This window comes from Saccharopolyspora aridisoli (assembly GCF_004348445.1).
Classification (GTDB): Bacteria; Actinomycetota; Actinomycetes; order Mycobacteriales; family Pseudonocardiaceae; genus Saccharopolyspora; species Saccharopolyspora aridisoli.
In genome coordinates this window covers 117,056-142,322 of the sequence record NZ_SMKV01000002.1, presented here as the reverse complement: position 1 = coordinate 142,322, position 25,267 = coordinate 117,056, and the positions used below count along the sequence as shown (strand labels likewise).

Genomic DNA, 25,267 nt, shown 5'->3' with positions numbered 1-25,267 from the left:
CCATGTGAATGGCACGAAGGTCCCCATTCTCGTGCCATCGAGCCGTACTCAGCAAGAACTCAGAAATCCTTGGCAAAATGCCTCCGTGGTTCTCGAACGTGATCGAGTGGATGTTCGCGGCACCGTCTACTTCGTGGTTCTCGCCTATGCGCCTGCTTGGTTGCTGACCACGCCGATGTGGCTGACCGGTGAAGGACTGTCGTGGGAATGGGCGCCGGTCGCTCTCACCCTCATGATGTTGATGCCTTCCGTCGCGGCAGTGGTGGTCACCAAGTGGATCAGTCCGAGCAGCGCCTCGTTGCGCGCGTTGGGACTCACCAACCCCGGCGGGATCAAGAATTGGTGGAGATACGCCGTCCTGGGGTGCGTCGGGCCCCTGCTGGCAGTGCTGCTCGCATTGCTGGTCGGCTACCTGCTCGGCGTCTACAAGTCGGACTGGACCGGGTTCTCGGGGCTCGTGGAGCAGTTCGGCGCCACCGTCGTCGGTGAGCAGAACCAGACCTCACCAACGGCGCTCGCGCTGACCCAGCTCGCCCAGGTCTTCCTGTTCGGATGGGTGCACACGCTGCCGGCGCTCGGCGAAGAACTCGGTTGGCGCGGGTACCTGACCAAAGCCCTGCTGCCGCTGGGCCAGCCAGGTTCCTTCCTCACCACAGGTGTTCTGTGGGGGCTTTGGCACGCGCCGATTCTGCTCCTCGGTTACAACTACCCCACGGTTCCGATCGTGGTGTCCTTCCTGATGATGGGCTGCTTCTGCGTGCTCGTGGGAACCCTGCTGAGCTGGTTGAGGCTCGCCTCCGACAGCGTGTGGCCGGCCGCGATCGCACACGGCTTCCTCAACTCAGCGGGAACGATGGCGGTGATCTTCAGCCAGGCCGGTCACCCCGTCGACAACGCCAGCGTCGGCCTGCTCGGGTGGAGCGGCTGGATCGTGCTGATCCTGCTCATCCTCGTCCTGATCATGATCGGCAGGCTGCCCGTGCGCTTCGAGATCACCAGGCAAGGGATCAGCAAGGGGGTCGAGCGTCGCAGCCGAAAGGCGTGATCGGCGCAGAGGAGCCTTTCTGCCACCTCGCTCCAGCCGGTAGCGAAACACGCGCTGTTGGGATCTTGGCGTGCAAGCATTGAGGCATGGTGACGAGTCTGCTGCCCTCCACCCAGCGCGTGCTGCTGCGGCGCCTGGCCGTGGAGCAGAGTGAAAACCGTGTTCCATCCTTGATCGCCGGCCTCGTGCGTGATGGAGAGACGGTCTGGTTCGGTTCCCGTGGCCAGGTGAACGAAGCTTCCTCCACGACGGACACCCAATACAGGATCGGGTCGATCACGAAGACGTTCGTGGGCGTGCTCGTGATGCGGCTGCGCGACGAGGGCCGTCTCGACCTCGCCGACAAGCTTGACGAGTACCTGCCGGGGACCTCGCTCGGCAACCGCAGCATCGGAGAGATCCTCAGCCAGCGCAGCGGCCTGACCGCCGAGCCCGCAGGGCAGTGGTGGGAGCGCACCCCGGGCGGAAGCCCGGAGGAGCTGCTCGCCTCCGTCGACGACAGTGCGCTGCGCCCGACCCCACGCCACCAGTTCCACTACTCCAACGTGGGTTTCGGAATCCTGGGCGAACTGGTCGCCCGGCTTCGTGGCGCCGCGTGGCACGAGGTGATGGAGCGCGAAATCTTGCGGCCGCTCGGCATGCACCGCACGACCTTGAGTCCGGTCGCGCCCCACGCTGAGGGATTCGCGGTCCACCCGTGGGCTGACGTGGTGTTGCCGGAACCTGCGGAGGACGCTGGGGCGATGGCGCCCGCAGGGCAGTTGTGGTCGACCTATGGCGATATGGTCCGGTGGGCCCGCTTCGTCCTGGGCGACACCGGCGAGGTGCTCCACCCGGACACGGTGGCCGAGATGCGCGTGCCCGGCTCGGTGGACGACGGGCCGGAGTGGCGCTCCGGCTACGGACTCGGTTTCCAGCTGCTGCGGCACAACGGGCGTCGCCTGGCCGGGCACAGCGGTTCGATGCCGGGCTTCTTGGCCAGCGTGTGGACCGACCCCGCCGAGAACGAGGCGGTGATCTTCATGGCCAACACGACGGCTGGAGTCACCGGGGCGCTGGGCACGGACCTGCTTGACGCCTTGGCCGAGCACGAACCACGAATCCCGAAGCCCTGGATCCCGCGACCGGACGTGGACATGGGGCTGCTGGAACTGACCGGTGAGTGGTACTGGGGCCCGTCGCCGCACGTGCTGCGCGTGCTCAGCAACGGACTCCTCGACCTCAGGCTCGGGCACGGCCGTCGAGGAAGGGCCTCGCGCTTCCGCCCCAACGGTGACGGCACCTGGACGGGGCTGGACGGCTACTACGCGGGCGAGATCCTGCGCATCGGTCGAGACGCCGACGGCACGCCCAACCACCTCAACCTCAACACGTTCATCTTCACTCGCACCCCATACGCCTCAGACGCCCCGGTACCCGGTGGCGTTGCAGGATGGCGGCCTGCCGGCAGCTGATCTGCGCAGCTTGGGTTCCTCCCTGCCAAGCCATCGAGGACGAAGGGACCCAAGCTGCCCAGGTGGGCGCGACTATGCCGAGCAGAGCCCGTGCGGCATGCTTGCGGTATGGCCGACGACCTGCCGATCACGAGTGGCTGGAGCATTCCGCCCGCGGAGCTGTCCGAGCGCTTCTCCAGGTCGTCCGGGCCAGGCGGGCAAGGAGTCAACACCACCGACTCGCGAGTGGAGCTTTCGTTCGACCTGGCGCGCTCATCCTCGGTCCCCAAGCGACTGCGTGCTCGCGCGCTAGAGAGGCTCGGGAACCGGTTGGTCGACGGCGTGCTCACGATCACCGCATCCGAGAACCGAGCTCAGCTGGCCAACCGCCAAGCCGCACGGGAACGCCTCGTCGCTGTGCTGGCTTCCGCCGTCGCACCCCCCGCTGCGAAGCGCCGCCCCACCAAACCGACGAAGGGATCGCAAAGGCGACGACTCGCCGGCAAGAAACGGCGCGCTGAAGTCAAACGTCAGCGCAGACGAGGTGACGCCGGCGACGCCTGAGCTGCGAATACCGCGTTCCTGGTTACTCTTGCGCACAGGTGAACGCAGGAGGGAGCGAGCTGATGCGCACAGCATGGGTCATGCCCGGCGGCTCCACCTTCGGGGCCATTCAGGCAGGTCTGGCCACGGCACTGTTCGAGGCGGGCATCGTCCCGGATCTCGTCGTGGGAACCTCTGCGGGCTCGCTCAACGCGGCGTGGCTGGCCGGTGATCCGACCACGCGCGGTGCTGAGAAGCTGCGCGACCTGTGGAAGTCGATGCGGCGAGCCGACGTGTTCCCAATCCAGCCCACCAGGCTCCTCGCGGGCAAGCTCGGTCTGTCCAACCACGTCATGGGCAACCACGGCCTGGCCCGCTGGGTGCACGAGACCTTGCCGTTCCGCAGGCTGGAGCAGGGCGCGATCCCGCTGACAGTGACCGCGACCGACCTCGACACCGGTGATGCCGTCTACTTCGAAGACGGCCCTGCCCTGCCCCCGCTGGTGGCGTCGTGCTCGATCCCCGGGATGTTCCCTCCTGTGGAAGTCGGTGGGCGCTGGCTCGTCGATGGTGGACCTGCCGCGTTCATGCCCATCAGCCGCGCGGTTGAGCAGGGTGCACAACGGGTGTTCGTGCTCCCCTGCGGCGGTACTGAGCCGTTCGAGTTCACCCAGGATCGGCGACGCGGAATCGGTTCGATCGCGACTTGGCCGCCGCCGAAGACACCGCCGCGCTCGATCAGTGGTGTCAACGGCGCTGCTCTGGGTGCGGCGATGGTTTCCGCAGCACGATTGGACATGCAGGTCAACGCGCCACGTTGCGAGTTGTACGTGGTGCCGGCTCCTTCCATCGTCGGGCTGTCGCCCTACTCCTTCGCGCACTCCGGGGCTTTGATCGACAGCGCCTGGCGGGTCGCCCGCAGCTGGCTCCCCGAAGCCACACCCGTTCGAGCAGGACGTCCCGTCAACATCGCCGGAAGACCTGTCGGTGACGAGCAGTTCGGGATCACGGACTCGGCACCAGCGTTCTGAGGACGGTGCGGCTGAGCAACCGTCCCGCGCTCCACAGGGAACGTCGGCGCGGTCGCACGGCACGTGGTGGCGGTGGCCCGGAGGCGGGTGTCAGTGCCACGCGCAGGAGATCTCGTGGAGGTTCAAGGCCGGATTTGTAGGCGCGCAGCGTCGCGCGGGGCACGGCCGTTCCCCGCCGGCTTCCACTCTCCATCTCGGCCACGAGCTCCTCGAAGCGGCACAGGTTTTCCGCCTCGATCGCCTCGAAGAGGATCTTCCGGGTCAACGCCGCCGACATGAAGGTGCGAGCGCCGTCCATCACCGCGCGCACCGGCGGCGCCACTGGAATCCCGTCGATGAGAACGGGTTTCGGTAGTCGGGTGGTGCGCTCGAACCTGGTGCCCGCGTAGCTCTGGATCTTCTGTCGATGCGGGATGAGGACGTGGATGTCGGCTGATTCCGGAGGGGACTTCAAGCCGTGCAGACGAGCCGCGTGCAGCCCGGTGAGCATCGCGTGAGGCCCGGCGCGAAGCAGAGCTGCGTCGATGCGATCCCGCACCGTCGCAGGGCCGGGCGCGACGAGCACGATTCCTGGGGCCAGACGAGTCCACGGGCCGTCGGCACGGGCCCAGCGATAAGCCGTGGACTGGCTGATCCCGAGCTTGGTCAGTTCACTGACCCGGTACACGCGGCGGTGGGAGCTCAGAGCGGCGGCTTTTGCGGCGGTCGTCTTCTGCATGCGTAGAACTATCCGCAAATCAGGCGCCGATTTGGTGTAGCAGGCACGGTCGATGCGTGTGTCGTGCTCACCTGAGTGGGTGATTACCGGCTCGCTGGGTGGATATGGGAACGTTCCGGTCAGTCCAGCCGCCGGGCGGAACGTACCCATACCCACCGCGAGAAGACCGCTCAGCGGGTGGCAGAAAGGCTCCCCTGCTCTTCCGGATGCTTCTGCATCCACCACCGCATCGCGTATTCGACCAACCGAATCAGAGCCTGCTTGGTGGACTGCCGGTTTCGGGCGTCGCAGGTGACGATCAGAACGTGGTCGGGGATCGCCATCGCCTCTCGGACCTCCTGAACCCGGTGCTGAAGATTGCCGTCGAAGCAGTTGAGACCAACGATGTAGGGCAGTTCCCTATCCTCGAAGAAGTCGATGGCCGAGAAGCAGTCGGCCAGCCGGCGCGTGTCGACGAGGACGACCGCACCGATCGCTCCGCGCACCAAGTCGTCCCACATGAACCAGAACCGATGCTGACCAGGCGTGCCGAACAGGTAGAGGATCAGGTTCGATTCCAGCGACAGACGACCGAAGTCCATGGCCACCGTCGTGGTTTGCTTGTTAGGTGTCGCGTGCAGGTCGTCGATGCCGTGGCTGGCCTCGGTCATGACCGCTTCGGTGGTCAGCGGCACGATTTCCGACACTGATCCGACGAACGTGGTTTTGCCGGCGCCGAAACCACCCGCGACGACGATTTTCGCGGAGGTGGTCGGCGGGGACCTGCGGGGGTATTCGGGTTGGGCTTGCGCATCAGGATTCATGTCTGCCTACTCAGTCATCAGGTCAAAGCTGGGTTTCTGCGTTCGGCACGCTGCTCAGGAGATCCGCGCGCCGGGGGAAGTCAGAGCCGGCGAAGTCCGCTCAGGACCCGTTCCATCAACGAGAAGTGCGACGAGCTGCTGTTGTCGCTGACCGTCTCGTGGACCGTGACCAAACCCAGGTCCGCCATGTCGCCGAGCAGGACCTTCACCACGCCGAGAGGAACTCCCAGCATCGCGCCGACCTCGGCAATCGACCGCGGGTGCTGGCAGATCTCAGCGATGGCGTGGTGCTCGGTCCGCTGCAACCTCCCCGGCGTGCAGAAACCGCTCGCCGATACCAGCGTTTCCAGCTCCAGGTGGTGGTTGGACCTGGTCCGGCCACCGGTCCACGCGTACGGGCGGATGGAGGTGGACATCGCTTCGCCGGTGGGCGAACCATCCTGTGCGGTCTGGGAGCTGGCCGCAGTCGGCGGAGCGGGGTTGCCGCGACCACCGGCCGCCTGTGGTGCTGTGGTTGCGCCGGGGGAGGCTGACCGGGGTTGGGAGGCGTCCTTGACCTCCTCCGACTCGGTCGTGCCCTGTGGCCCGGGATCCTTCTGCGCACGCTTGCGGCGCCACCCGCGTCGACCGCTGTCCGGGGAGAACCGGTTGAAAACTCCCGCCACGCTCTCGCTCTTCGGCGGGCCGGAGGGGCGCCGCCGGTGTTGCCCGGTCGGGTCCGGACCTTCGCTCATCGTCGCCTCACACCGACTGTCCGGTCATCACTCGGCTTGTTCCCTGCAGTTGAGAACGCAGCTCCGGCGTCAAGATCTGACCGACGCGCTCGACCAACAAGGTCATCTCGTAAGCGATCAAACCCATGTCGCACTGAGGCGCCGCCAACACCGTCAGGCAGGAGCCGTCGCTGATCGCCATCTGCAGCATCAGACCGCGCTCCATCTCGACGACGGTTTCGGTGACAGCGCCCGCCTCGAAGCACCGAGCCGCACCCTGGGTGAGGCTGAGCAGGCCGGACGCGACGGCGGCGAGCTGGTCTGCGCGGTCGGTGGGGAGTTTCGCCGAGGCGGTCAGCAGAAGTCCGTCAGCCGATACGACGACTGCGTGGGCAACACCGGGAACCCGCTCGGTGAAGTCCGTGACGAGCCAACCGAACTGGCTCGGCTGGGAATTCTGGGCGTTCATGGCGCCTCCTTCCTTCCTGATTGATTCGGGGATCACCGGGTCTCATCCGTGGACGGCTGCGGGTCGCGAAGGCTGTGCTTGCCCGCGCGGACACCGCGTTGGAAGCTGGCCAACCTTCCGCGCGTCACGTCGGCGTCGCGCGGTGGTGTGGCGGTCGGATCGGTGACCGATCCCGATACCAGCTGGGCTCTCGGGGTCCGGCGTGGCAGGCCCGACGGCGTGAACTGCGGCGCCTCGTTCCCGGCCTGCTGCTCCGCCGCCTCTGCGTTGCCATCCTCGGGTGGGTCCAGCTGGGGGGTGAGCGGCTGTTCCGCACTCGTTGCTGTGACGTGCGAGGCTTGGTTCAGACGGTGACGGCCACGCTGGACGCCTGCTTGGAAGCTCGCCAGCCTGCCCCGCGCCCGGTCGGGGTCACGTGCGGGACGCACTTCGTCGTTGTCCATCCGGTCAGCGCTGCCGGCGACCAGGTTCGCCAGCGGAACCCGCCGGGGCAATCCGGCCGAGGTGAACTCGGTCGGTTCGGAGGCCGCGACCTCCTCAGCGCGTTGCTGACCCTCATCGCTGGCGAAGGTCCAGTCGCGGGAGTCCTCGTCGGCCGTGCTCAAGGCCTCATCGGAGGAAGGGTCCCTCTCTTCCAGCCTTACGCACGGCAAGATCTCGGTGACCGGAGTGTCGTCGGTCTCGTCGGGCCAGCGGAGCTTCGGTTCCGCGTCCGGGTCTCCGTCCTCTCGCTCCAAGAACCACGCCGACGACAGCTCGTCGAGGATTGACTCAGGGGTACCGGGAACCTCCACCTCAGGCGGCGGCTCCGCGGAGGTTTCCTGAGTGCTGAAGAGGTCGTTCAACGAGTCTTCGTCCTCGGCACTGCGGAACAGGTGGAACCCGTTGTGGGTCGGCGGGATGCTGATCGCGTCCTGTTCGGCTGCCTCCCAGTCGAACTGCCTGATCAGCGTGTCGTCGTCGTGTCCGGGCCGGTAGACGCCGTTGGTGCGCGGGGAGGGGAGCGAGACGTCGTCGATCAGCAGGTCCCGCCGAAGGGTCGTGGACACCCGCAGGCCCGTGTCATTCTGGCCGGGCATCAGCTCCACCCGGATGGCGTGCCTGCGTGCCAGACGGCCCACCACGAACAAGCCCATGCGCCGAGATGTCGACTGCTTGATCTCCTCTTCGGAGTTCAGGCGCTGGTTGGCTTCCGCGAGCTCATCCGGGCTCATGCCGATGCCGTCGTCGTCGATGTCGATGCGCAGCGAGCCATCGCGGTTTCGCTCCCCCGACACCAGGACCTGCGTCTGCGGCGCGGAGAAGTTCGCAGCGTTGTCGAGCAGTTCGGCCAGCAGCCGCACCAGGTCGCTGGCCACGTAGCCAACGATCTTGGTGTCCGGTAGTTGCTGCACGTTGACCCGCGGGTAGTGCTCGATCTCCGAGATCGCGGCGCGTAGGAGATCGACCGGCGTGGTGGGCCGGGTGAAGCGACGTGCCAGGTCGGCGCCGGACAGCACCATCAGGTTCTCGTTGTTGCGGCGCATTCGGGTCGCGAGGTGGTCCAGCTGGAACAGCGTTGCCAGTTGGTCAGGGTCCTCTTCGTCGTGTTCGAGCTGCTCGAAGAGTCGAAGCTGACGTTCGAGCAGGCTCTGGCTGCGTCGCGACACGTTGATGAACGAGTCGCTGAAGCTGCGGCGGAGTTCTTCCTGCTCGGTGGCGAGGGTGACCGCCTGTGTGTGCACGTCGTCGAAGGCTCGGGCAACTTCGCCGACTTCGTCGATGGTGTTGACCGGCACCGGTCGGACGGCCTGTGGCGCGTGTCCGGCGCGGATGTCGGCGACGGCGTTGGGGAGCTGGTGGTTGGCGGTGTCGAGCGCGCTGTGCCGCAGCATCCTGAGCGAGCCGAGCAGGTGCCTCGCCACCATGACCACGATCGCCCCGGCGATCAGCAGTGCGGTGAGCAGGATGACCGATTCGAGACCGGCGAGGTTCCCCGCGGTGTCCTGCAGGCTGAACGCGGTTTGGTGCAGCTGCTGGTCGAGCTGCGTTTGCAGCGTGTTGAGCGCCTGGGTAGCGGCGTTCGACTGGTCCTTCCACGTCGCCGTCGACACCAGGTGCGACGACAGGGTGGACCGCGTGTCGTTCTGCTCGGCAATCGCCAGCTGGACCGAAGTTTCGCGAGCCGGCACTTGAGGATTGGAGTAGAGCTGGTCGTAGCGGATGCGCTGCTGCGGGTCCGCTGCGGCGCGGAAATCCTTGACCGCCGCGGTGCGGCGGGCTTCGCTCGCAGCCAGGCGGGCGAGGTTGTCGCTGGTGAAGTCGTCGCGGAACAGGCCGGTGAGTACCAGGGCCTGTTGCAGCTGCACCTCTTCGCTGATCTTGGCGAGCTCGTGCACGGTGGTGGCGGTGGCCACCAGCTCCGAGGACGAGATCTGGCTGATCAGCGTGCGGTCCAGCGCGAGCATCACGTCGATGAGCTCGGTGTAGGCGTGGGCGGTGATGCCGGGGTCGACGCGTCCGCCGAGCACGAGCTCGCGGACCGGGTCGAGCTCGGTCGACTGCCGTTCGGTCTCCTGTTCGGCGTACCGAACGGCGTCGCTGTCCGGCGCGGCGTTCAACAGACGTTGCGTCTCGGCCAGTGCTTCGTCGGAGGCGGCGAACCGGTTCCTGACGTCCGCGTTGGTCACTTGGCCGCGAGCCAGGAATTCCGCGGCCTGGCTGCGTTCCTCTTGCAACCTGTCGACGGCGGTGCGCACGGCGCGGCCGGCCGAGACGACGCGGTCCATCTGCTCGTAGTTGCTGGCTTCGGTGATCTGACCGCGAATGTGAAGGACGCCAAGCACGATCGCGAAGATGACTGGGACCAGCACGACGGCGGCGATCTTGACCGGGAGCTTCCAGTTGTGCCACGTGAAGATTCGTGACGTGGCGCGCGACCACATGGATGCCCGGGTCGCGTTCGCGGGCGAGTCTTCTACTCCGCTGCTCACGACGCAGTCCTTTCCCGCGCGGTCGAAGCTTTCATCGCCAACTGCGCGTTCGTGTGGTGGGCGGACCGGCCCGCCTCCGAGGCGCGGCAGGTCATTCGTGGTTGGCGGCGCTGCCTGCGTTCCGGGGGGTTCTCGCGGGTGGCCGTGCGGTCTCGACGGCGGTATCCGATAGTCGCTGCGATGTCGGGGGTGATCGCGGTGGCATCGAATTGTTCTCACCGGTCGTCGGCGTGCAGAACACTACATCACCGGAATGATCTTCCACCTGTTTTGGATTCAGCGCACTGACCAGTGGCTTCGAGTCGATGGAGATCATCTTCGCGGGTGCGCGGGAGCTCATTGGGCACTTTGGACACTGATCGTGTTCATTGCTGCGGAGGTTGGATGCGCTTTAGTCACCCATTGGAGAGAATTTCGCCGACTGGGTGACAAAGGGGGCGGAAGCAATGCGTATGTCCCCTCGCTCGCATCGTGTTACCCTCGCCTAATCAGGCGGTCGACCAGGGAAAATGGACCTTGAAGTGTCGTTTTGCGAGCTGGCCTGATTCCGTTCCGGTCTCGAGGGGGCATGGGCTCCCTTCAGATTCAATCACGGTCAGTGATCTTAGAATTCATCAGTTGGTGTGCTGTGTCGCTGCTGTGGTTCAAGTGGAGCGGCGTGATCGTTAGACTCCCGCCTTGGTTGGCATCGCAAGTCGTGCGGTCACCGACTCCTGGCGGAACCCGAATCAAGGAAGGCCGCGAACAGCTGCGGGAGTTCGGACGATGTTGGGGGACTGAGCGGCATCGGCGCAGAAACACGTCGATGTGATGACCGATTGCTTGGAAGGATGCATGCGCAACGCCACCGAACCCCCGTCGCCATCTCGACGAACTGAAGCGGCCTTCGGTCAGATCGACAAATCAGCCAGGCGCATCGATCTCCCGGTACCCGGCGACTCGGGTCCCGACTTCCGCAGCATCGCTCGCAGTGCGGAATTCCTCGAATTGCGCGGCACGCTGCGCAGGTTCACGTTCCCGATGACCCTGGTGTTCGTGGTCTGGTACGTCGGTTACGTCGTCCTCGCCGCGTACTTCCCAGATCTCATGGGGATTCGACTGTTCGGCGCCGTCAACATCGGACTTGCCCTCGGCATCGGCCAGTTCATCAGCACCCTCGTCATCACGGCCCTCTACCTGCGCTTCGCGGCCAAGGAGATCGACCCGCGCGTCGCTGAGCTCTACCGCAACGCCACCGGAGAGGAGCGGCCGTGATGGGCACCGACCCGATGCTCAACATCAGCATATTCACCGCGTTCGTGCTGCTCACGCTGTTCATCGTCTACCGGGGGAGCAGCACGGGATCCACCACCGACTACTTCGCAGCGGGCTCGCAATTCACCGGTGCGCAGAACGGTATCGCCCTGTCGGGCGACTTCATGTCAGCCGCTGCGTTCCTCGGCATCGCGGGCGCCATCGCCTTGCACGGCTACGACGGTTTCCTCTACTCGATCGGATTCTTGGTCGGGTGGCTGGTGAACCTGCTCCTGGTCGCAGAACTACTGCGCAACACAGGCCGATTCACCCTGGGCGACGTGCTCAGCTACCGCATGAAGCAGCGTCCCGTCCGCGCCGCTGCGGCGGTGTCGACCCTGGTGATCTCTCTCATCTACATGGTTGCGCAGATCGCCGGCGCCGGAAGCCTGGTAGCACTGCTGCTCGACGTGCACAGCGCGGCCGGCCAAGCCCTGGTGATCGCCGGCGTCGGCGCGCTGATGATCACCTACGTGCTCGTGGGTGGGATGAGGGGAACCACTTGGGTGCAGATCATCAAGGCGGTCGCCCTGATGCTGTGCGTCGCGCTCATGGCGCTGTTCCTGATGGGCAAGTTCGGATTCAGCATCACTTCGTTGCTGCAGCACGCCGCCGAGAAGAACCCGCTCGGTGAGCGGATCTTCTCGCCCGGAACCCAGTACGGGAAGAGCGAGATCACCAAGCTCGACCTCGTCTCGCTGTCCTTGGCGCTGATCTTCGGTGTAGCCGGCCTGCCGCACGTGCTGATGCGCTTCTACACGGTGCCCAACGCCGTGCAGGCGAGGCGTTCCGTGGTGTGGGCGACCGTCACGATGTCGGTGTTCTACCTGTGCACCTTGGTGATCGGGTTCGGCGCGGGGGCGATCAGCGGGACGGATTCGATCGTGGCCGCCCCTGGCGGCGAGAACTCCGCGGCGCCGCTGCTGGCCTACGAAATCGGCGGAACGGTCCTGCTGGGAGTGGTCGCCGCGGTTGCTTTCGCCACGATCCTCGCCGTGGTGGCGGGTCTGACTCTGACCGCATCGGCATCCTTCGCCCACGACGTGTACGCCAACGTCATCAAACGCGGGCACGCCGAGCCGGGAGCCGAGGTCAAGGTGGCGCGGCTGACAGCCCTGATCATCGGTGCCACCTCGATCATCGGCGGCATCCTGGTGAACGGGCAGAACCTCGCGTTCCTGGTGTCTCTGGCCTTCGCCTTCGCCGCGTCGGCGAACCTGTCGACCTTGCTCTACTCGCTGTACTGGCGACGGTTCAACACCCGAGGAACCTTGTGGGGGGTTTACGGCGGCCTGGGCATCTGCCTGCTCCTGGTGATCTCCTCCCCGGTGGTTTCAGGAACCCCGACCTCGATCGTGCCCGGAGTCGACTTCGCCTGGTTCCCGCTGAACAACCCCGGCTTGGTGTCGATTCCGGCGTCGTTCTTGTTCGGCTACATCGGCACCCTGCTAGGGGAGCGCGAGAGCGACGACCGAGCTGACGAGATGGAGGTCCGGTCGCTGACCGGCATCGGAGCTTCTTGATCGGCCGTACCGCGCATGGGAACCTTCCTGCCACTTCCCCGGCAGGAAGGTTCCCGTGCTCTCGGCGCCGCCGACTTCCAGTCGGCCATGATCGAGCCTTCTCACGGTTCTGCGAGACACCCATCCGAGCAGTGCGACGTATCGTGAGTCGGCCAGGTGACCGAGTCGGAGAGGAGTTCCGCGAACCAGAGCTCGTCGGAACCGGTGCGCAAGGTCCGGACATACGAACAGGTCACGGCGCAGATCGAGCAACGTGTTCTCGATGGGGCGACTCGCCCCGGCGACCGCCTTCCCAGCGAGCGAGAGTTCGCGCAACTCCTTCGGGGTCAGCCGGGCCGTCGCTGCGGGAAGCGCTGAGCGTGCTCGAAGCGCTGGGTTTCGTCGACGTGCGACCTGGCCCTGACTGCGGACGCGTGTTCCTCGGCCACCCCGGCACCGGGTTTCTCAACGCTGCTGAAGATGCAGCTGACGCTCGGTCAATCCAACGGCACCGACCCGGCTGTCTGGAGGAGTGGGCGTTGCCCGAGGCGGCTCGGCACGCCACCTCCGCCGACCACTGGCTTGCACGCGATCTTCGACGGGCTGCTCAGTCCTGCTCGCGCACGCGGAGGCCGTCGAATGCGACCGCTGCGACGGTGTCGGCCAGCGTCTGCGCGTCCGCGCCCTGACGTGGCCTGTACCACTCGACGAGTGAGTTGACCATGCCGAACAGCAGGCGTGCCGCGGTCGCCGGGTCGACGTCCGGGCGCAGGTCGCCGTCCGCGGCGGCTTTGCTGACCAGGTCGGCGACGATCTGATCGAATTCCCGGCGGCGGGCCAGCGCGGCCTTCTCGACCTTGGTGTTGCCGCGAATCCGCAGCAGCAGGGTCACGAAGGGCAGTTGATCGACGAGCACGCCGACGCTGGCTCGCACCAGGTATTCGAGTTTGTCGATGGCGCGCCCGTCGATGGTCTCCAGCTTGTCCGCCTCGGCGAACAACCCGTCCAGTCCTCGGTTGACCGCGAGCCGCAGCAGTTCGTCCTTGCTGCGCACGTGGTGGTAGATCGCGGACTTGGTGATCTGAAGCTTGCGCGACAGATCCTCCATGCTGGTGCCGTCGTAGCCGCGTTCGTTGAACAGCTTGACCGCAACCGTGAGCAAGGACTCCAGGTCGTAGCCGGGCCGACCGCGTCTGGTCGCACGGGTGCTGGGCGGTTCGGTCATGAGCTCATTATCGCAAGTCGTTTCAGTCGCGAGGGCGTTGGTCGATGACCCGGCGGAGCTTGCCCACCGAGCGTTCGAGGGAACCGGGCTCGACGATCTCCACGCCGACGCTGACACCGACACCGTCCTTGACCTTCTCCGCGATCTCCGTCGACGCCTTCTCGCGCCGTGCCGGGGTGGTCTCGGGAAGCGCTTCGACCAGCACGGTCAGCTGGTCCATCCGATCTTGGCGTGTGAGCTTGAGCTGGAAGTGCGGCGACAGGTCGGCGGTGCCGAGCACGACCTCCTCGATCTGCGTCGGGAAGACGTTGACCCCGCGCAGGATGATCATGTCGTCGCTGCGTCCGGTCACCTTGTCCATTCGTCGGAAGGCCGGTCGCGCCGTGCCCGGCCGCAGCGCGGTCAGGTCGCGCGTCCGGTAGCGGATGATCGGCAGCGCCTCCTTGGTCAGCGAGGTGAACAGGAGCTCCCCGGTCGTCCCGTCGGGTAGCGGCACGCCGTCGATCGGGTCGATGACCTCGGGGTAGAAGTGGTCTTCCCAGACGTGCAGTCCGTCCTTGGTCTCGACCGCCTCTTGCGCGACACCGGGTCCCATCACCTCCGAGAGGCCGTAGATGTCGACCGCGTCGATGTTGGCGCGCTCCTCGATCTCGCGGCGCATCTGCTCGGTCCACGGCTCGGCGCCGAAGATCCCGACCTTGAGGGAAGTGCCGCGCGGATCGATCCCCTGGCGCTCGAACTCGTCGAGGAGCGTCAGCATGTAGGACGGCGTCACCATGATGATCTCGGGACGGAAGTCGTTGATGATCTGCGCTTGCCGTGCGGTCATGCCGCCTGAAGCCGGAACGACCGTCATCCCCAGCTTCTCGGCACCGTAGTGAGCGCCGAGGCCTCCGGTGAACAGCCCGTACCCGTAGGAGATGTGCACCTTGTGGCCAGGGCGTCCGCCGGCGGCGAAGATCGACCTCGCGACCACGGTGGCCCACACGTCGAGGTCGGATTCGGTGTAGCCCACGACCGTCGGCTTGCCGGTCGTTCCGCTGGAGGCGTGCACCCGGCGGACCTGGTCCTGCGCAACGGCGAACATGCCGAACGGGTAGTTGTCGCGCAGGTCTTGCTTGGTGGTGAAGGGAAACTTCTCGAGGTCGCTCAGCTCCCGGCAGTCATCCGGGTGCACATGCGCGTCGTCGAACTTCTTGCGGTAGAAGGGAACGTTCTCGTAGGCGTGTCGCAGCGTCCACTGCAGGCGCTCGAGCTGCAGGGCGCGAAGCTCGTCGGTGCTCAGCCGTTCGGCCGACGAGAGGTCGTCGATCGGTGGCGCGGCGCCAAGTCGGCGGGCGCTCGGCACTTCGTTGTGCGTCGTCGTCATGGGGGAGGGACTCCTCAACGCTTGATCTGACCGACGGTGCGGCTGCGGCCGCGGAACTCCGCGACGACCTCTGGCCCTGCAGGGGTGTCCCGGTGCACCGTGACGTCGTAGATGCCGTTCCGGCCGTATCGAGTTCGTTCTTGCGCGGTGGCCACCAGCTCGTCACCGAGACGCGCGCTCGCGACGAACGTGATATCCGCTCCGGCGGCGACGGTGACAGGCCCGTGGCTGTTGCACGCGGCTGCGAAAGTCGTGTCGGCGAGCATGAAGACGTAACCGCCGTGCGTGATGTCGTGCCCGTTGACCATCTGTTCGGTCACCCGCATCCGGGCTATCGCACTGCCGTCGTGCGCTGCGGTCACGACGATGCCCAGCGACGACGAGGCGACGTCGGATTCGAGCATGGTCCTCGCGGAGTCGCTGAGTCGGTTCGGCGAGCGTGACACCGGGTTGCACCGCCTTCTTACTGACCGAATGGACGGTAAATAAATCTGCTCAAGTAAAAGTCAGTGCGCAAACCGATGTCAAGGCCGACGTCCTCGGAAGAAACCCATCCGGAGGCGACCGGCCGGGTCGCCGCACCCCGGCTTGAGCTCAGCGTAGGCGCGCGCGTGGACGTGAGCCTCGTGGTGAACCCGGTGAGGCTGCTGAGGGCGCCTGCGCAAGGGTCAACGCTCCCGCTGCGCCGCTGCGTCGATGGCGGCCTCGCTTCCACCCCGTCCGGTGAGGTGGATCGGGCTGTTGCCACTTTCGCTCCCCGGTGATGCGCGCTAGCATTAATTCCCGACCGTTCGGTTAGTAATTCTGGAGGGCGAGGCACGATGGCTCAAGGTGCGAGCAAGGTTCTGCGCAGCTACACCAGTGGCGGCTGGAGGGTGGGCGAAGCCGAAGGCACACCACTGCACGACGCCGTCACGGGCGCTGAAGTCGCGCGGATGAGCTCCGCCGGTATTGACATGGCCGCAGCGCTCGAACACGGCCGCGCGGTCGGAGGGCCGGCACTGAGGGAACTGACGTTCCACCAACGTGCAGCCCTGCTCAAAGCGTTGGCCTCGCACCTCCGCGAGCACCGCGAAGAGCTGTACGAGCTGTCGGCCAGGACCGGTGCGACCCTCGGAGACTCCAAGTTCGACATCGACGGCGGGATAGGGGTCCTTTTCTCCTACTCCAGCAAGGGGCGGCGCGAACTGCCCAACGACACCGTGTACGTCGATGGGGACGTCGAACCGCTCAGCAAGGGCGGCACCTTCCTCGGCCAGCACATCGCCACGCCGCTGCGTGGCGTCGCAGTGCAGATCAACGCCTTCAACTTCCCCGTGTGGGGGCCGCTGGAGAAGTTCGCTCCGGCCTTCCTCGCCGGCGTGCCCAGCCTGGTCAAGCCGGCAAGCCAGACCGCCTACCTCACCGAGAAGCTCGTGGAGCTGATCGTGGAGTCCGGGCTCATTCCCGAAGGGTCGCTGCAGCTGATCAGCGGAAGCGCAGGGGACCTCCTCGACCACGTCACCGCGCAAGACCTCGTGTCGTTCACCGGCTCGGCGTCCACCGCGCAGAAGCTGCGCGCTCACCCGGCCATTGTGCGCAACTCGGTGCGCTTCAACGCCGAAGCCGACTCGCTCAACTGCTCGATCCTCGGACCGGACGCCAAGCCGGGTACTGCCGAATTCGACCTCTACGTCAAGCAGCTGGTCACCGAGATGACCGTCAAGGCCGGCCAGAAGTGCACCGCAATTCGGAGGGCTTTCGTCCCGGCGGAGCTGCTCGACGACGTCGCCGAGGCGGCAGGTGAGCGCCTGGCGAAGGTCAAGGTCGGAAACCCGGCCAACGCTGACGTTCGCATGGGAGCGCTGGCGAGCCTCGAACAGCGCGAGGAGGTCCGCCGGTCCCTGAAGGCGTTGCAGGGCGCGGGCGACATCGTCTTCGGCGACCCTGAGCAGGTCGAGGTGTTCGACGCCGATGCCGAAAAGGGAGCCTTCATCTCACCGGTACTGCTCAAGGCGGACCCCGGTCGAGCAGAACCGCACGAGGTCGAGGCGTTCGGACCCGTGTCGACGCTCATGCCCTACACCTCGGTGGAGCAGGTCGTTGATTACGCCGCGCGCGGCCAGGGGAGCCTGGTTGGCTCCGTGGTGAGCGGGGATGCCCAGTTCGCCCGCGACGTCGTGCTCGGCGTCGCGCCCTGGCACGGCCGGCTGCTGGTGCTCGATGCGGATGACGCGAAGGAGTCCACCGGACACGGTTCGCCGATGCCGGCGCTCGTGCACGGCGGTCCCGGTCGCGCCGGTGGTGGTGAGGAGATGGGCGGCATTCGCGGCGTGCTCCACCACATGCAGCGCACCGCGGTGCAGGGCAGCCCAGCGGTGCTGTCCCAGGTCACCGGACGATGGGTGGAAGGCGCCCCTCGTGCCACCGACGGCGTCCACCCGTTCCGGAAGTCTCTGGCCGAACTCAAGATCGGCGACTCGGTGGTGGCCGGCCCGCGCCAGGTCACCGATGCGGACGTCGCGCACTTCGCGGAGTTCACCGGCGACACCTTCTACGCGCACACCGACGAAGACGCTGCCCGGGAGAACCCGCTGTTCGGTGGCATCGTCGCGCACGGGTACCTGGTCGTCTCCTTCGCGGCTGGTCTGTTCGTGTCGCCTGAGCCCGGACCGGTGCTGGCCAACTACGGACTGGAGAACCTGCGGTTCCTCACGCCGGTCAAGCCCGGCGATGCACTGACCGTGACCTTGACGTGCAAGCAGATCACGCCCCGCGAGAACGCTGACTACGGCGAAGTCCGCTGGGATGCCGACGTGACCACCGACAACCAGGAGTCCGTCGCCAAGTACGACGTGCTCACCCTGGTCTCCAAGGAGAAGCGATGACAGCAACGTTGTCCGACCAGGAACTCGAGGAGCACTTCGAGCGCACCATCGACAAGGACCAGCGGATCGAGCCGCGGGACTGGCTGCCCGATGGCTACCGCAAGACGATGGTCCGCCAGATCGCCCAGCACGCGCACTCCGAGATCATCGGCATGCAGCCGGAGGGCAACTGGATCACGCGGGCGCCGTCGCTGCGCCGCAAGGCGATCCTGCTGGCGAAGGTCCAGGACGAGGCGGGGCACGGGCTGTACCTGTACTCGGCGGCCGAGACGCTCGGTGGCGACCGGCAGGACCTGACCGAGAAGCTCATCACCGGCCGGCAGAAGTACTCGTCGATCTTCAACTACCCGACGTTGTCGTTCGCCGACGTCGGCGTCATCGGCTGGCTCGTCGACGGCGCGGCGATCTGCAACCAGGTGCCGCTGTGCCGCTCCAGCTACGGCCCCTACGCGAGGGCGATGATCCGGATCTGCAAGGAGGAGTCCTTCCACCAGAGGCAGGGCTACGAACTGCTGATGACGATGATGAAGGGAACCCAGGCACAGCGGGACATGGTCCAGGACGCGGTGAACCGCTTCTGGTGGCCGTCGCTGATGATGTTCGGCCCGCCGGACGCCGAATCGTCGCACACCGAGCAGTCGATGCTCTGGAAGATCAAGCGGCACACCAACGATGAACTGAGGCAACGCTTCGTCGACATGACCGTCCCGCAGGCCGAGATGCTCGGCGTGACCCTGCCGGACCCCGACCTGGAGTGGAACGCCGAACGCGAGCACTACGACTTCGGCGAGGTCGACTGGAACGAGCTCAAGCAGGTCATCAAGGGGAACGGGCCGTGCAACACCGAAAGGATCGCCCGGCGCCGCAAGGCTCACGAGGACGGCGAATGGGTGCGCGAGGCGGCAGCCGCACACGCGCGCAAGATGACGGAGGCGAAGGCATGAGCCGGAGTGAATGGCCCCTCTACGAGGTCTTCGTACGAGGCAAGCGGGGCTTGAACCACGTGCACGTCGGTTCTCTTCGCGCGGCCGACGACGAGATGGCTGTGCACCACGCGCGCGACCTCTACACGCGGCGCAACGAGGGCGTGAGCATCTGGGTTGTGAAGTCGTCCGCGATCACGGCTTCCAGCCCTGACGAGAAGGATCCCTTCTTCGCCCCCTCCGGGGACAAGGTCTACCGGCACCCCACCTTCTACGACATCCCCGACAACGTTCCCCACATGTGAGCCGACGATGTCCTTCGACAACGCCTACGAGGCACTCATCGACGCGCACGACGATTCGCGCTGGGCTTTCGGCAGCGGGTTCGAAGACCCGCTGGCGGGAGTCGACACCTCAGTGCCGTCCGGTGTGGACGGTGCAGACCTGGCCGAGTACTGCCTGATGCTGGCTGACGACGCGCTGGTCTTGTCGCACCGGCTGCAGCAGTGGTGCACCTTCGCCCCTGAACTCGAGGACGAGGTCGCCATCGCCAACATCGGCCTGGACCTCCTGGGCCAGGCCAGGCTGCTGCTGGCCCGAGCCGGCAAGGCCGACGGCAGTGGACGGGATGAGGACGCCTACGCGTTCTTCCGCGGCGAGGACCAGTTCCGCAACGTGCGGCTCGCGGAGCTGGAACGCGGCGATTTCGGACAACTCACCGCGGTGCTGTTGGTGCTGTCCACGTGGCGCCTCGCACTGTTCCAGCGGCTGACCACCTCCGGCGACCCGGTGCTCGCCGCCATCGCCGACAAGGGCGTGAAGGAACTGACCTACCACCGCGACTACGCGGCTCAATGGGCGGTTCGCCTGGGCGATGGCACGGACCTCTCCCGGGAGCGCATGCGGGAGGCCTTGACCGCCGTGTGGCCGTACGTGGACGAGCTGTTCACCGCGCACGAGGTCGAATCACGCCTGGTGGAAGCCGGTATCGCGATCGACCCCGCTGCGGTGCGCGAGGAGTTCGACGGCGTGCTCGCGCAGGTGTTCCAGGCCGCGACGCTGGAACGTCCCGACATCTCGGGCAAGGCAGGAGTCGCCGGCGGAACCGGCAGGCACGGTCGGCACACAGAAGCGATGGGACACCTCGTCGCCGAGCTGCAAAGCGTCGCCCGCGCGCATCCGGAGGCGACGTGGTGACCGCCAGAGCCGTCGCGGAGACCGTCCGCGATCCCGAACTGCCGATGCTCACGCTCGCCGACCTCGGAGTGCTCCGCGAGGTCTCCGAACAGGACGGTGCGGTGAAGGTGTCCATCACACCCACCTACAGCGGTTGTCCTGCCATGGACACGATGCGCGACGACCTGGTCCACGCGTTGCAGGGAGCGGGGTTCACCAGAGTCGAGGTGAGCACGGTGCTGCAGCCGTCGTGGAGTTCGGACTGGATCAGCGAGCAAGGCCGCCGCAAGCTCGCAGAAGCCGGCATCGCACCACCTGGCGGTGTTCCCGCGCGCGGCACCGGTCCGGTGCCGTTGTCGCTCCACCCACCTGAGCGAAAGGTTCCCTGCCCGCGCTGCGGTGACGCGGACACGAAACTGCTGTCGGAGTTCGGAGCCACCGCGTGCAAGGCCATGCGCCGCTGCCGGTCGTGCGACGAACCGTTCGAACACGTCAAGGAGATCTGAGGTGACCGCGTCTACCAATTCCCGGGTGCGGGGCGAATTCCACACGCTGACCGTCGCAGAGGTCAGCGAACTGTGCGACGACGCCGTCGCGGTCACCTTCACCGTGCCACCAGAGCTCGACGGCACCTACGACTTCCGGGCCGGTCAGTCGCTGACGTTGCGCCGCGTGATCGACGGACGAGAGGAGCGGCGGTCGTACTCGATCTGCTCGGCCGAGGGGAGCTCTCCGCGCATCGGGGTGCGTGAAGTCCCGGACGGGTTGTTCTCCACCTGGCTTGTTAACGAGGTTCGCCCCGGCGACGAGATCGAAGTGGGTGCCCCGACCGGGGCGTTCAGCCCGAAGTCGGTAGCGGGGCACCACGTGCTGATCGGTGCCGGATCGGGCATCACCCCGCTGCTGTCGATCGCGGCGACGGTGCTGCGGGACCCCTCAGCCACTGCGATCGTCGTCTACGGCAACCGCCGGACGGATACGGTGATGTTCGCCGACGAGCTCGCGGATCTGAAAGACCGGTATCACGAGCGCCTGGAACTGGTGCACGTCCTCTCTCGCGAACCGCGGGAGGCGGATCTGTTCACCGGACGTCTCGACGAGGAGAAGCTGCGCGCCCTGATGGCGCTGGTGCCGGAGGTCGGTGACGTCGACGAGTGGTGGCTGTGCGGGCCGTTCGGCATGGTCACCGGGGCGCAGCAGCTGCTGGGGGAGCTCGGTGTGGCTGACGAGCGCATCCACCGGGAGTTGTTCTACGTCGACGACGTGCCTCCGGAACCTGTGAAGCACATCGACGCGGTGCCCTCGGGGGAGACCACCGAGACGACCATCGTCCTCGACGGCCGGCGCACGACCACCGCGTTGTCGCGGGAGACACCAGTTCTCGACGGAGCTCAGAAGGCGAGGCCCGACCTCCCGTTCGCCTGCAAGGGCGGCGTCTGCGGCACCTGCCGGGCGAAGGTCACCGAGGGAGAGGTCGACATGCGCCGCAACTTCGCGCTGGAAGAAGCGGAAGTAGCCGAAGGGTTCGTCCTGACCTGCCAGTCAGTCCCGGTCAGCGACGTGCTCACCGTGGACTTCGATTCCTGATCCGGTTCGGCGCGGAACGCGGTGAAACCGGCCCGTTCACAACGGCTGAGACGGCAGTTGCGGACCGACAGTGGTCGATTCGCGAAGCCGCCCCTGGTCCAGTTCTGATTGACCAGGGGCGGCTTCGCGTGCAACGTAGCGGAAGTGGCAACTACATTTCCTCATCATGGCCAGGGATTCCACTGAGGAAGAGCAGGCCGAGTTCTAGGAACACCTTCGACTGCTCGCGTGGGTTTGCACCGACCGATCGGCAGGGCTTGACCACACGGAACCGTATGACACGACCATGGACCGGGCCGAATGCGAACGGCTCGTCACCGACAATGCGACCAGGTCTGCCACCTAGCCCCGAGATCGCAGGTGATCAGGGGTGAGGTCGTCCCGGATACGCATGACGCGTGGTCGGTGGCGGAAGCGGCCGTGTTCAACTGCGGTGTCGGCTTGGACCTCGACCACTGTGTCTGCGCGCACGGGTTGGTAGACGATGGCGGGACTGCCTGGCAGCCCGCCGGCCGTTCCTGGTAGCTGGACGGGATCGAGACGGGATTCATCGGGCCGTAGCCGTGCCGCCAACTCAGCGCGCAGGGCCTGTGGCACGGGCTGCGATATCCCGGTCACCCACCATTTGCCGGATGGGTCTTGCGCCCCGAGCACGAGTGCGTCCGGCGAGGTCACGCCGAGGACGACCGCTTCGACCGTGCGGGTAGTGCGGATTTTGAGCCAGCCGCTGCGCTGGCCCGGCGCATAGCGGCTGGCGACGGGTTTGGCCACGGCGCCCTCGACGCCGGTGGCGCCCCAGTCAAGGCTCATCCATTCTCGTGCGGTCCTCGGGTCGAGGGTCTGATCGACGATTTGCACGTGCGGCAGCGGACGGGCGAGAAGGTCCCCAAGGATCTTTCGACGTTCGAGATAGGGCCTGCCGCGCAGGTCGTAGTTGTCAACAGCCAGCAGGTCGAAGGCCATGAAGACGGCAATGATCTGGTCGCGTTCGCGCCGTGTGGGACCGGCTTGCAGGGAGGAGAACTCAAGGCGGCCGTGGCGCCAGGCGACGAGTTCTCCGTCAATGACGACGTCGCCGATCGCGGTGAGATCAGCGACGACCTCCGGAAACCGGGTGGTCAGTGCGGTGTTTCCCTGCCGGGACTGCAGCAGCTGCTGTTCGGCGAACCCAACGACCCTGTAGCCGTCGAGTTTCGGCTCGTAGGCCCATCGGCCGGACTCGACAGGCAGGTCACGGGCGGGGGTGGCTATCGTCACCGTGATCGGCGGGTGCAGCACCGTCACCTGCCCAGCTTGCGCCGAGTAGCCGACGCATGCCCGGTGACCAGTGACCCCAGGTCAAACGGCACGCGCCCCTTTTCAGGCGGCGCGGGTCCTCTGGCGTGTTCACCGTCGGCACTCCCTCACCTGATCGCGGGTAGAACGGGGCCAGTCGTGGGTTCATGCTGGAGTGCTCTCGGCGAGAGGACGGGCTCTGGACTTGACCAAGTCCAGGGGCGCTCTGAGGCTGCTGACCGGGTTTCGCACCCCCGGCGGCATTGCGGGACATCGGCACCAGCCGACTGGCATCCTGGCTGCACATCTACGACGTCCGCTCACCCCACAAGCTCGCGGTCAGGGCCGTAGAGGCAGCGAGGAGAAGCGATGCAGCCACAGGTGCGCGACCTCATCGACATCGAACCCGAGGTTTGGGACGACCCGATACGCGGGGATGTGTCTTTTCGGGTGCTCTTCAGCGCTGACCGGACGTCGACGTCCTCGCTGTACACCGGTCTCGCCGAGCTGCCTGTCGATGGCTGGCTAGGGCGCCATCGACACACCCAAGCCGAGGTGTACCAGGTCGTCGAAGGCCGCGGGATCGTTGTCCTGGAGAACGCCGAGTACCAGGTGGCAGCCGGGTCAGCTGCGTTCATCCCCGGCAATGCCGAGCACGGCATCCGCAACACCGGCGACGGGCCCCTCCGGCTCGTGTACACGTTCGCGACCGATTCCATCGACGACGTGGTGTACCGCTTCTCTGCCGACGAATGATCGGCGCTGGCTGCAAACGCCGTGAGGAAGTGAAAGCGACTAATGAGTTCGAAGGGCGCGTGCGCCCACCAGTCGCCGGTGGTGGTTCGGTGCCAGGAGAGCAGGATTACGGGAACGGTTTGGGCGATGCCGGTACCGCAAGCACGGACTCGGAGTGGACGCCGTCGAAGGCCGCGGGGTTACCGCGCCCAGTACGAGCGAGCACGCGCATGCATGCACCAGCTGAGATCAATTTAGCAGGAACATACAGGCATTGGCTGATGCACAAAACCGCCCCTGGCCTTGTTCTTGCTGGCCAGGGGCGGATTTGGCTGGTCTCGCTATGCGCCCTCGACAGGATTCGAACCTGTGACACCTGCCTCCGGAGGGCAGTGCTCTATCCACTGAGCTACGAGGGCTCGTCGCTGCGGACGGTCGATAGCTTATCGCACGCCGCACGCGTGTTTGGGGCGGGGTCGGGTTCCTGCGCGTCGATGTTGTTCATCTGGGAGTTGCCGGTGGGTGGGCGCTTGGGAACCTTCCTGTCGCCGCGTCCTTGGTGGGCGAGGTGGTGATCTGGGCTGCAGGGCACTTTCGTCTCACGTCGCGAATCATGCATACTCTGCTATGTATCTGACTCGATGTGAGGAGGCGCGGAGATGGGGCACGGTCATGGGCACGGAACCGCTGCCGACGCGGTCCACGCGTCCGGCCGCTACGTGACCAGGCTTTCCATCGCCTTCGGCGTTCTGCTCTCCTTCTTCGTGCTCGAAGCCATCGTCGGGTGGCTGACGTCGTCGCTCGCACTGCTGTCCGACGCAGGGCACATGCTCACCGACGTCCTGGGGGTGGGGATGGCGCTGGCCGCGATCACCGCCGCCCGACGTCCCGTGGGCAACAAGCGCACCTTCGGCCTCTACCGAGTCGAAGTCCTCGCCGCGCTGGCCAACGCCGTGCTGCTGTTCGGTGTCGCCGGCTACATCTTGCTCGAATCCGTGGAGCGGTTCCGGCAGCCGCAGGAAGTCGCCGGCTTGCCGATGATGGTCACCGCGGCTGCCGGTCTGCTGGCCAACCTCGTCGTGTTCGCGCTGCTGCGAAAGGGGGCGGACGAGAGCCTCAACGTGCGCGGCGCCTACCTGGAAGTCCTCGCTGACACCATCGGCTCGGCCGGTGTGCTCGTTGGCGGCTTCGTGACCTGGGCGTTCGGCTGGTACCTCGCCGACCCGATCATCGCCGTCGGCGTCGGGCTCTTCGTCCTGCCCCGAACCTTCACGCTCGCCCGCCAAGCGCTGCGGATCCTGGTGCAACAGGCTCCGGAAGGTCTCGACGTGCAGGAGATGCGCAGCGATCTGGCCGCTCTGCCGTCGGTCACGGAAGTTCACGACCTGCACGTGTGGACGCTGACCTCGGGCATGGAGGTCGCCTCCGCTCACCTGACGGCAGGACCCGACGCAGACCACGGTGGTGTCCTCACCGCCGCGCAGCGGTTGCTGTCGGAGCGCTACCGGATCGAGCACGCGACCCTGCAGGTCGAGCCCGCCGAATGCGCTCAGCGTTGCCAGGAACTGACCTGGTGAAGGGCTGCGGC

24 protein-coding genes and 1 tRNA gene are annotated in these 25,267 nt (G+C 66.3%); 15 read left to right on the top strand and 10 right to left on the bottom strand.

The window, feature by feature from the left end; all coding sequences use genetic code 11:
- The first annotated feature begins 4 nt into the window (after positions 1-4).
- The 4 genes from E1161_RS02150 (at position 5) to E1161_RS02135 (ending at position 4,052) form a co-directional block, all read left to right on the top strand.
- Entirely contained in the window at positions 5-1,045 is a 1,041-nt protein-coding gene (locus tag E1161_RS02150; protein WP_235874719.1) for a CPBP family intramembrane glutamic endopeptidase, read from the top strand.
- 86 nt (positions 1,046-1,131) lie between these two features.
- Complete coding sequence (locus tag E1161_RS02145) at positions 1,132-2,499, top strand: serine hydrolase domain-containing protein (RefSeq protein WP_132618969.1); 1,368 nt, start codon at positions 1,132-1,134, stop codon at positions 2,497-2,499.
- A 108-nt stretch (positions 2,500-2,607) separates the two neighbouring features.
- On the top strand, positions 2,608-3,042 hold the full coding sequence (arfB, locus tag E1161_RS02140; protein ID WP_132618967.1) for an alternative ribosome rescue aminoacyl-tRNA hydrolase ArfB: 435 nt from the start codon (positions 2,608-2,610) through the stop codon (positions 3,040-3,042).
- Between the two features lie 62 nt (positions 3,043-3,104).
- Complete coding sequence (locus tag E1161_RS02135) at positions 3,105-4,052, top strand: patatin-like phospholipase family protein (protein WP_132618965.1); 948 nt, start codon at positions 3,105-3,107, stop codon at positions 4,050-4,052.
- Here the strand turns inward: E1161_RS02135 and E1161_RS02130 are convergent.
- From E1161_RS02130 to E1161_RS02110, 5 genes are all read right to left on the bottom strand, one after another.
- The gene (locus E1161_RS02130) at positions 4,027-4,920 is read right to left on the bottom strand and encodes a hypothetical protein (RefSeq protein WP_132618963.1); all 894 of its coding nucleotides are present in this window, start codon (positions 4,918-4,920) and stop codon (positions 4,027-4,029) included. The genes E1161_RS02135 and E1161_RS02130 overlap by 26 nt on opposite strands.
- Positions 4,921-4,940: 20 nt before the next feature.
- Entirely contained in the window at positions 4,941-5,573 is a 633-nt protein-coding gene (locus E1161_RS02125) for a GTP-binding protein (protein WP_132618961.1), read from the bottom strand.
- 80 nt (positions 5,574-5,653) lie between these two features.
- Positions 5,654-5,989, bottom strand: coding sequence for a DUF742 domain-containing protein (locus E1161_RS27845; RefSeq protein WP_235874718.1), 336 nt, complete (start codon positions 5,987-5,989; stop codon positions 5,654-5,656).
- Positions 5,990-6,314: 325 nt separating this feature from the next.
- Positions 6,315-6,755 carry a roadblock/LC7 domain-containing protein gene (locus E1161_RS02115; protein WP_132618957.1) on the bottom strand — a complete coding sequence of 147 codons (441 nt, stop codon included), beginning with the start codon at positions 6,753-6,755 and terminating at the stop codon, positions 6,315-6,317.
- Between the two features lie 32 nt (positions 6,756-6,787).
- A complete protein-coding gene (locus E1161_RS02110; RefSeq protein WP_132618955.1) occupies positions 6,788-9,727 on the bottom strand; it encodes a sensor histidine kinase in 2,940 nt (979 codons plus the stop codon).
- A gap of 810 nt (positions 9,728-10,537) precedes the next feature.
- Between E1161_RS02110 and E1161_RS28280 the strand changes: the two genes are divergently transcribed.
- From E1161_RS28280 to E1161_RS28605, 3 genes are all read left to right on the top strand, one after another.
- Positions 10,538-10,981 carry a DUF485 domain-containing protein gene (locus E1161_RS28280; RefSeq protein ID WP_328591200.1) on the top strand — a complete coding sequence of 148 codons (444 nt, stop codon included), beginning with the start codon at positions 10,538-10,540 and terminating at the stop codon, positions 10,979-10,981.
- Complete coding sequence (locus E1161_RS02100; RefSeq protein ID WP_165939658.1) at positions 10,981-12,543, top strand: solute symporter family protein; 1,563 nt, start codon at positions 10,981-10,983, stop codon at positions 12,541-12,543. Before E1161_RS28280 ends, E1161_RS02100 begins: the two co-directional genes overlap by 1 nt.
- 156 nt (positions 12,544-12,699) lie before the next feature.
- On the top strand, positions 12,700-12,900 hold the full coding sequence (locus E1161_RS28605; protein WP_132618949.1) for a GntR family transcriptional regulator: 201 nt from the start codon (positions 12,700-12,702) through the stop codon (positions 12,898-12,900).
- A 229-nt stretch (positions 12,901-13,129) separates the two neighbouring features.
- On the opposite strand, the gene E1161_RS02090 is transcribed toward E1161_RS28605, so the two are convergent.
- Genes E1161_RS02090 through paaI form a run of 3 tightly spaced genes read right to left on the bottom strand, consistent with a single transcriptional unit; the run spans position 13,130 to position 15,520 of the window.
- Positions 13,130-13,747: a TetR/AcrR family transcriptional regulator gene (locus E1161_RS02090; RefSeq protein WP_132618947.1), complete on the bottom strand. Its 618-nt coding sequence runs from the start codon at positions 13,745-13,747 to the stop codon at positions 13,130-13,132.
- A 22-nt stretch (positions 13,748-13,769) separates the two neighbouring features.
- A complete protein-coding gene (gene paaK / locus E1161_RS02085) occupies positions 13,770-15,116 on the bottom strand; it encodes a phenylacetate--CoA ligase PaaK (RefSeq protein ID WP_132618945.1) in 1,347 nt (448 codons plus the stop codon).
- Between the two features lie 14 nt (positions 15,117-15,130).
- A complete protein-coding gene (paaI, locus tag E1161_RS02080) occupies positions 15,131-15,520 on the bottom strand; it encodes a hydroxyphenylacetyl-CoA thioesterase PaaI (RefSeq protein ID WP_132618943.1) in 390 nt (129 codons plus the stop codon).
- A 417-nt stretch (positions 15,521-15,937) separates the two neighbouring features.
- Between paaI and paaZ the strand changes: the two genes are divergently transcribed.
- Genes paaZ through paaE form a run of 6 tightly spaced genes read left to right on the top strand, consistent with a single transcriptional unit; the run spans position 15,938 to position 21,669 of the window.
- Positions 15,938-17,983: a phenylacetic acid degradation bifunctional protein PaaZ gene (gene paaZ / locus E1161_RS02075; protein ID WP_132618941.1), complete on the top strand. Its 2,046-nt coding sequence runs from the start codon at positions 15,938-15,940 to the stop codon at positions 17,981-17,983.
- Positions 17,980-18,927: a 1,2-phenylacetyl-CoA epoxidase subunit PaaA gene (paaA, locus tag E1161_RS02070; RefSeq protein WP_132618939.1), complete on the top strand. Its 948-nt coding sequence runs from the start codon at positions 17,980-17,982 to the stop codon at positions 18,925-18,927. The genes paaZ and paaA overlap by 4 nt, the downstream gene beginning before the upstream one ends.
- The gene (gene paaB, locus E1161_RS02065) at positions 18,924-19,211 is read left to right on the top strand and encodes a 1,2-phenylacetyl-CoA epoxidase subunit PaaB (RefSeq protein ID WP_132618937.1); all 288 of its coding nucleotides are present in this window, start codon (positions 18,924-18,926) and stop codon (positions 19,209-19,211) included. The genes paaA and paaB overlap by 4 nt, the downstream gene beginning before the upstream one ends.
- 7 nt (positions 19,212-19,218) lie before the next feature.
- Positions 19,219-20,103 (top strand): 1,2-phenylacetyl-CoA epoxidase subunit PaaC, encoded by an 885-nt coding sequence (gene paaC, locus E1161_RS02060; RefSeq protein ID WP_132618935.1) that lies wholly within the window; start codon positions 19,219-19,221, stop codon positions 20,101-20,103.
- Entirely contained in the window at positions 20,097-20,588 is a 492-nt protein-coding gene (gene paaD, locus E1161_RS02055; protein WP_132618933.1) for a 1,2-phenylacetyl-CoA epoxidase subunit PaaD, read from the top strand. Before paaC ends, paaD begins: the two co-directional genes overlap by 7 nt.
- 1 nt (position 20,589) lies before the next feature.
- Positions 20,590-21,669, top strand: a complete 1,080-nt coding sequence (gene paaE / locus E1161_RS02050) for a 1,2-phenylacetyl-CoA epoxidase subunit PaaE (protein WP_132618931.1) — start codon at positions 20,590-20,592, stop codon at positions 21,667-21,669.
- 342 nt (positions 21,670-22,011) lie between these two features.
- On the opposite strand, the gene E1161_RS02045 is transcribed toward paaE, so the two are convergent.
- On the bottom strand, positions 22,012-22,953 hold the full coding sequence (locus tag E1161_RS02045; protein WP_132618929.1) for an ATP-dependent DNA ligase: 942 nt from the start codon (positions 22,951-22,953) through the stop codon (positions 22,012-22,014).
- Positions 22,954-23,313: 360 nt separating this feature from the next.
- On the opposite strand from E1161_RS02045, the gene E1161_RS02040 reads away from it, so the two are divergent.
- The gene (locus tag E1161_RS02040) at positions 23,314-23,700 is read left to right on the top strand and encodes a cupin domain-containing protein (protein ID WP_132618927.1); all 387 of its coding nucleotides are present in this window, start codon (positions 23,314-23,316) and stop codon (positions 23,698-23,700) included.
- Between the two features lie 325 nt (positions 23,701-24,025).
- On the opposite strand, the gene E1161_RS02035 is transcribed toward E1161_RS02040, so the two are convergent.
- A tRNA-Arg gene (locus tag E1161_RS02035) sits at positions 24,026-24,098 on the bottom strand.
- Positions 24,099-24,338: 240 nt separating this feature from the next.
- Here E1161_RS02035 and E1161_RS02030 point away from each other — a divergent pair.
- On the top strand, positions 24,339-25,256 hold the full coding sequence (locus E1161_RS02030) for a cation diffusion facilitator family transporter (RefSeq protein ID WP_132618925.1): 918 nt from the start codon (positions 24,339-24,341) through the stop codon (positions 25,254-25,256).
- Positions 25,257-25,267: the final 11 nt, after the last annotated feature.

What these genes read in the sequence shown, in the direction of transcription:
- E1161_RS02145 (WP_132618969.1), top strand. Translation starts at nt 1,132, where the DNA reads ATGGTGACGAGTCTGCTGCCCTCCACCCAGCGCGTGCTGCTGCGGCGC.
- arfB (WP_132618967.1), top strand. Translation starts at nt 2,608, where the DNA reads ATGGCCGACGACCTGCCGATCACGAGTGGCTGGAGCATTCCGCCCGCG.
- E1161_RS02135 (WP_132618965.1), top strand. Translation starts at nt 3,105, where the DNA reads ATGCGCACAGCATGGGTCATGCCCGGCGGCTCCACCTTCGGGGCCATT.
- E1161_RS02130 (WP_132618963.1), bottom strand. Translation starts at nt 4,920, where the DNA reads ATGGGTACGTTCCGCCCGGCGGCTGGACTGACCGGAACGTTCCCATAT.
- E1161_RS02125 (WP_132618961.1), bottom strand. Translation starts at nt 5,573, where the DNA reads ATGAATCCTGATGCGCAAGCCCAACCCGAATACCCCCGCAGGTCCCCG.
- E1161_RS27845 (WP_235874718.1), bottom strand. Translation starts at nt 5,989, where the DNA reads ATGTCCACCTCCATCCGCCCGTACGCGTGGACCGGTGGCCGGACCAGG.
- E1161_RS02115 (WP_132618957.1), bottom strand. Translation starts at nt 6,755, where the DNA reads ATGAACGCCCAGAATTCCCAGCCGAGCCAGTTCGGTTGGCTCGTCACG.
- E1161_RS28280 (WP_328591200.1), top strand. Translation starts at nt 10,538, where the DNA reads ATGACCGATTGCTTGGAAGGATGCATGCGCAACGCCACCGAACCCCCG.
- E1161_RS02100 (WP_165939658.1), top strand. Translation starts at nt 10,981, where the DNA reads ATGGGCACCGACCCGATGCTCAACATCAGCATATTCACCGCGTTCGTG.
- E1161_RS02090 (WP_132618947.1), bottom strand. Translation starts at nt 13,747, where the DNA reads ATGACCGAACCGCCCAGCACCCGTGCGACCAGACGCGGTCGGCCCGGC.
- paaK (WP_132618945.1), bottom strand. Translation starts at nt 15,116, where the DNA reads ATGACGACGACGCACAACGAAGTGCCGAGCGCCCGCCGACTTGGCGCC.
- paaI (WP_132618943.1), bottom strand. Translation starts at nt 15,520, where the DNA reads ATGCTCGAATCCGACGTCGCCTCGTCGTCGCTGGGCATCGTCGTGACC.
- paaZ (WP_132618941.1), top strand. Translation starts at nt 15,938, where the DNA reads ATGGCTCAAGGTGCGAGCAAGGTTCTGCGCAGCTACACCAGTGGCGGC.
- paaA (WP_132618939.1), top strand. Translation starts at nt 17,980, where the DNA reads ATGACAGCAACGTTGTCCGACCAGGAACTCGAGGAGCACTTCGAGCGC.
- paaB (WP_132618937.1), top strand. Translation starts at nt 18,924, where the DNA reads ATGAGCCGGAGTGAATGGCCCCTCTACGAGGTCTTCGTACGAGGCAAG.
- paaC (WP_132618935.1), top strand. Translation starts at nt 19,219, where the DNA reads ATGTCCTTCGACAACGCCTACGAGGCACTCATCGACGCGCACGACGAT.
- E1161_RS02040 (WP_132618927.1), top strand. Translation starts at nt 23,314, where the DNA reads ATGCAGCCACAGGTGCGCGACCTCATCGACATCGAACCCGAGGTTTGG.
- E1161_RS02030 (WP_132618925.1), top strand. Translation starts at nt 24,339, where the DNA reads ATGGGGCACGGTCATGGGCACGGAACCGCTGCCGACGCGGTCCACGCG.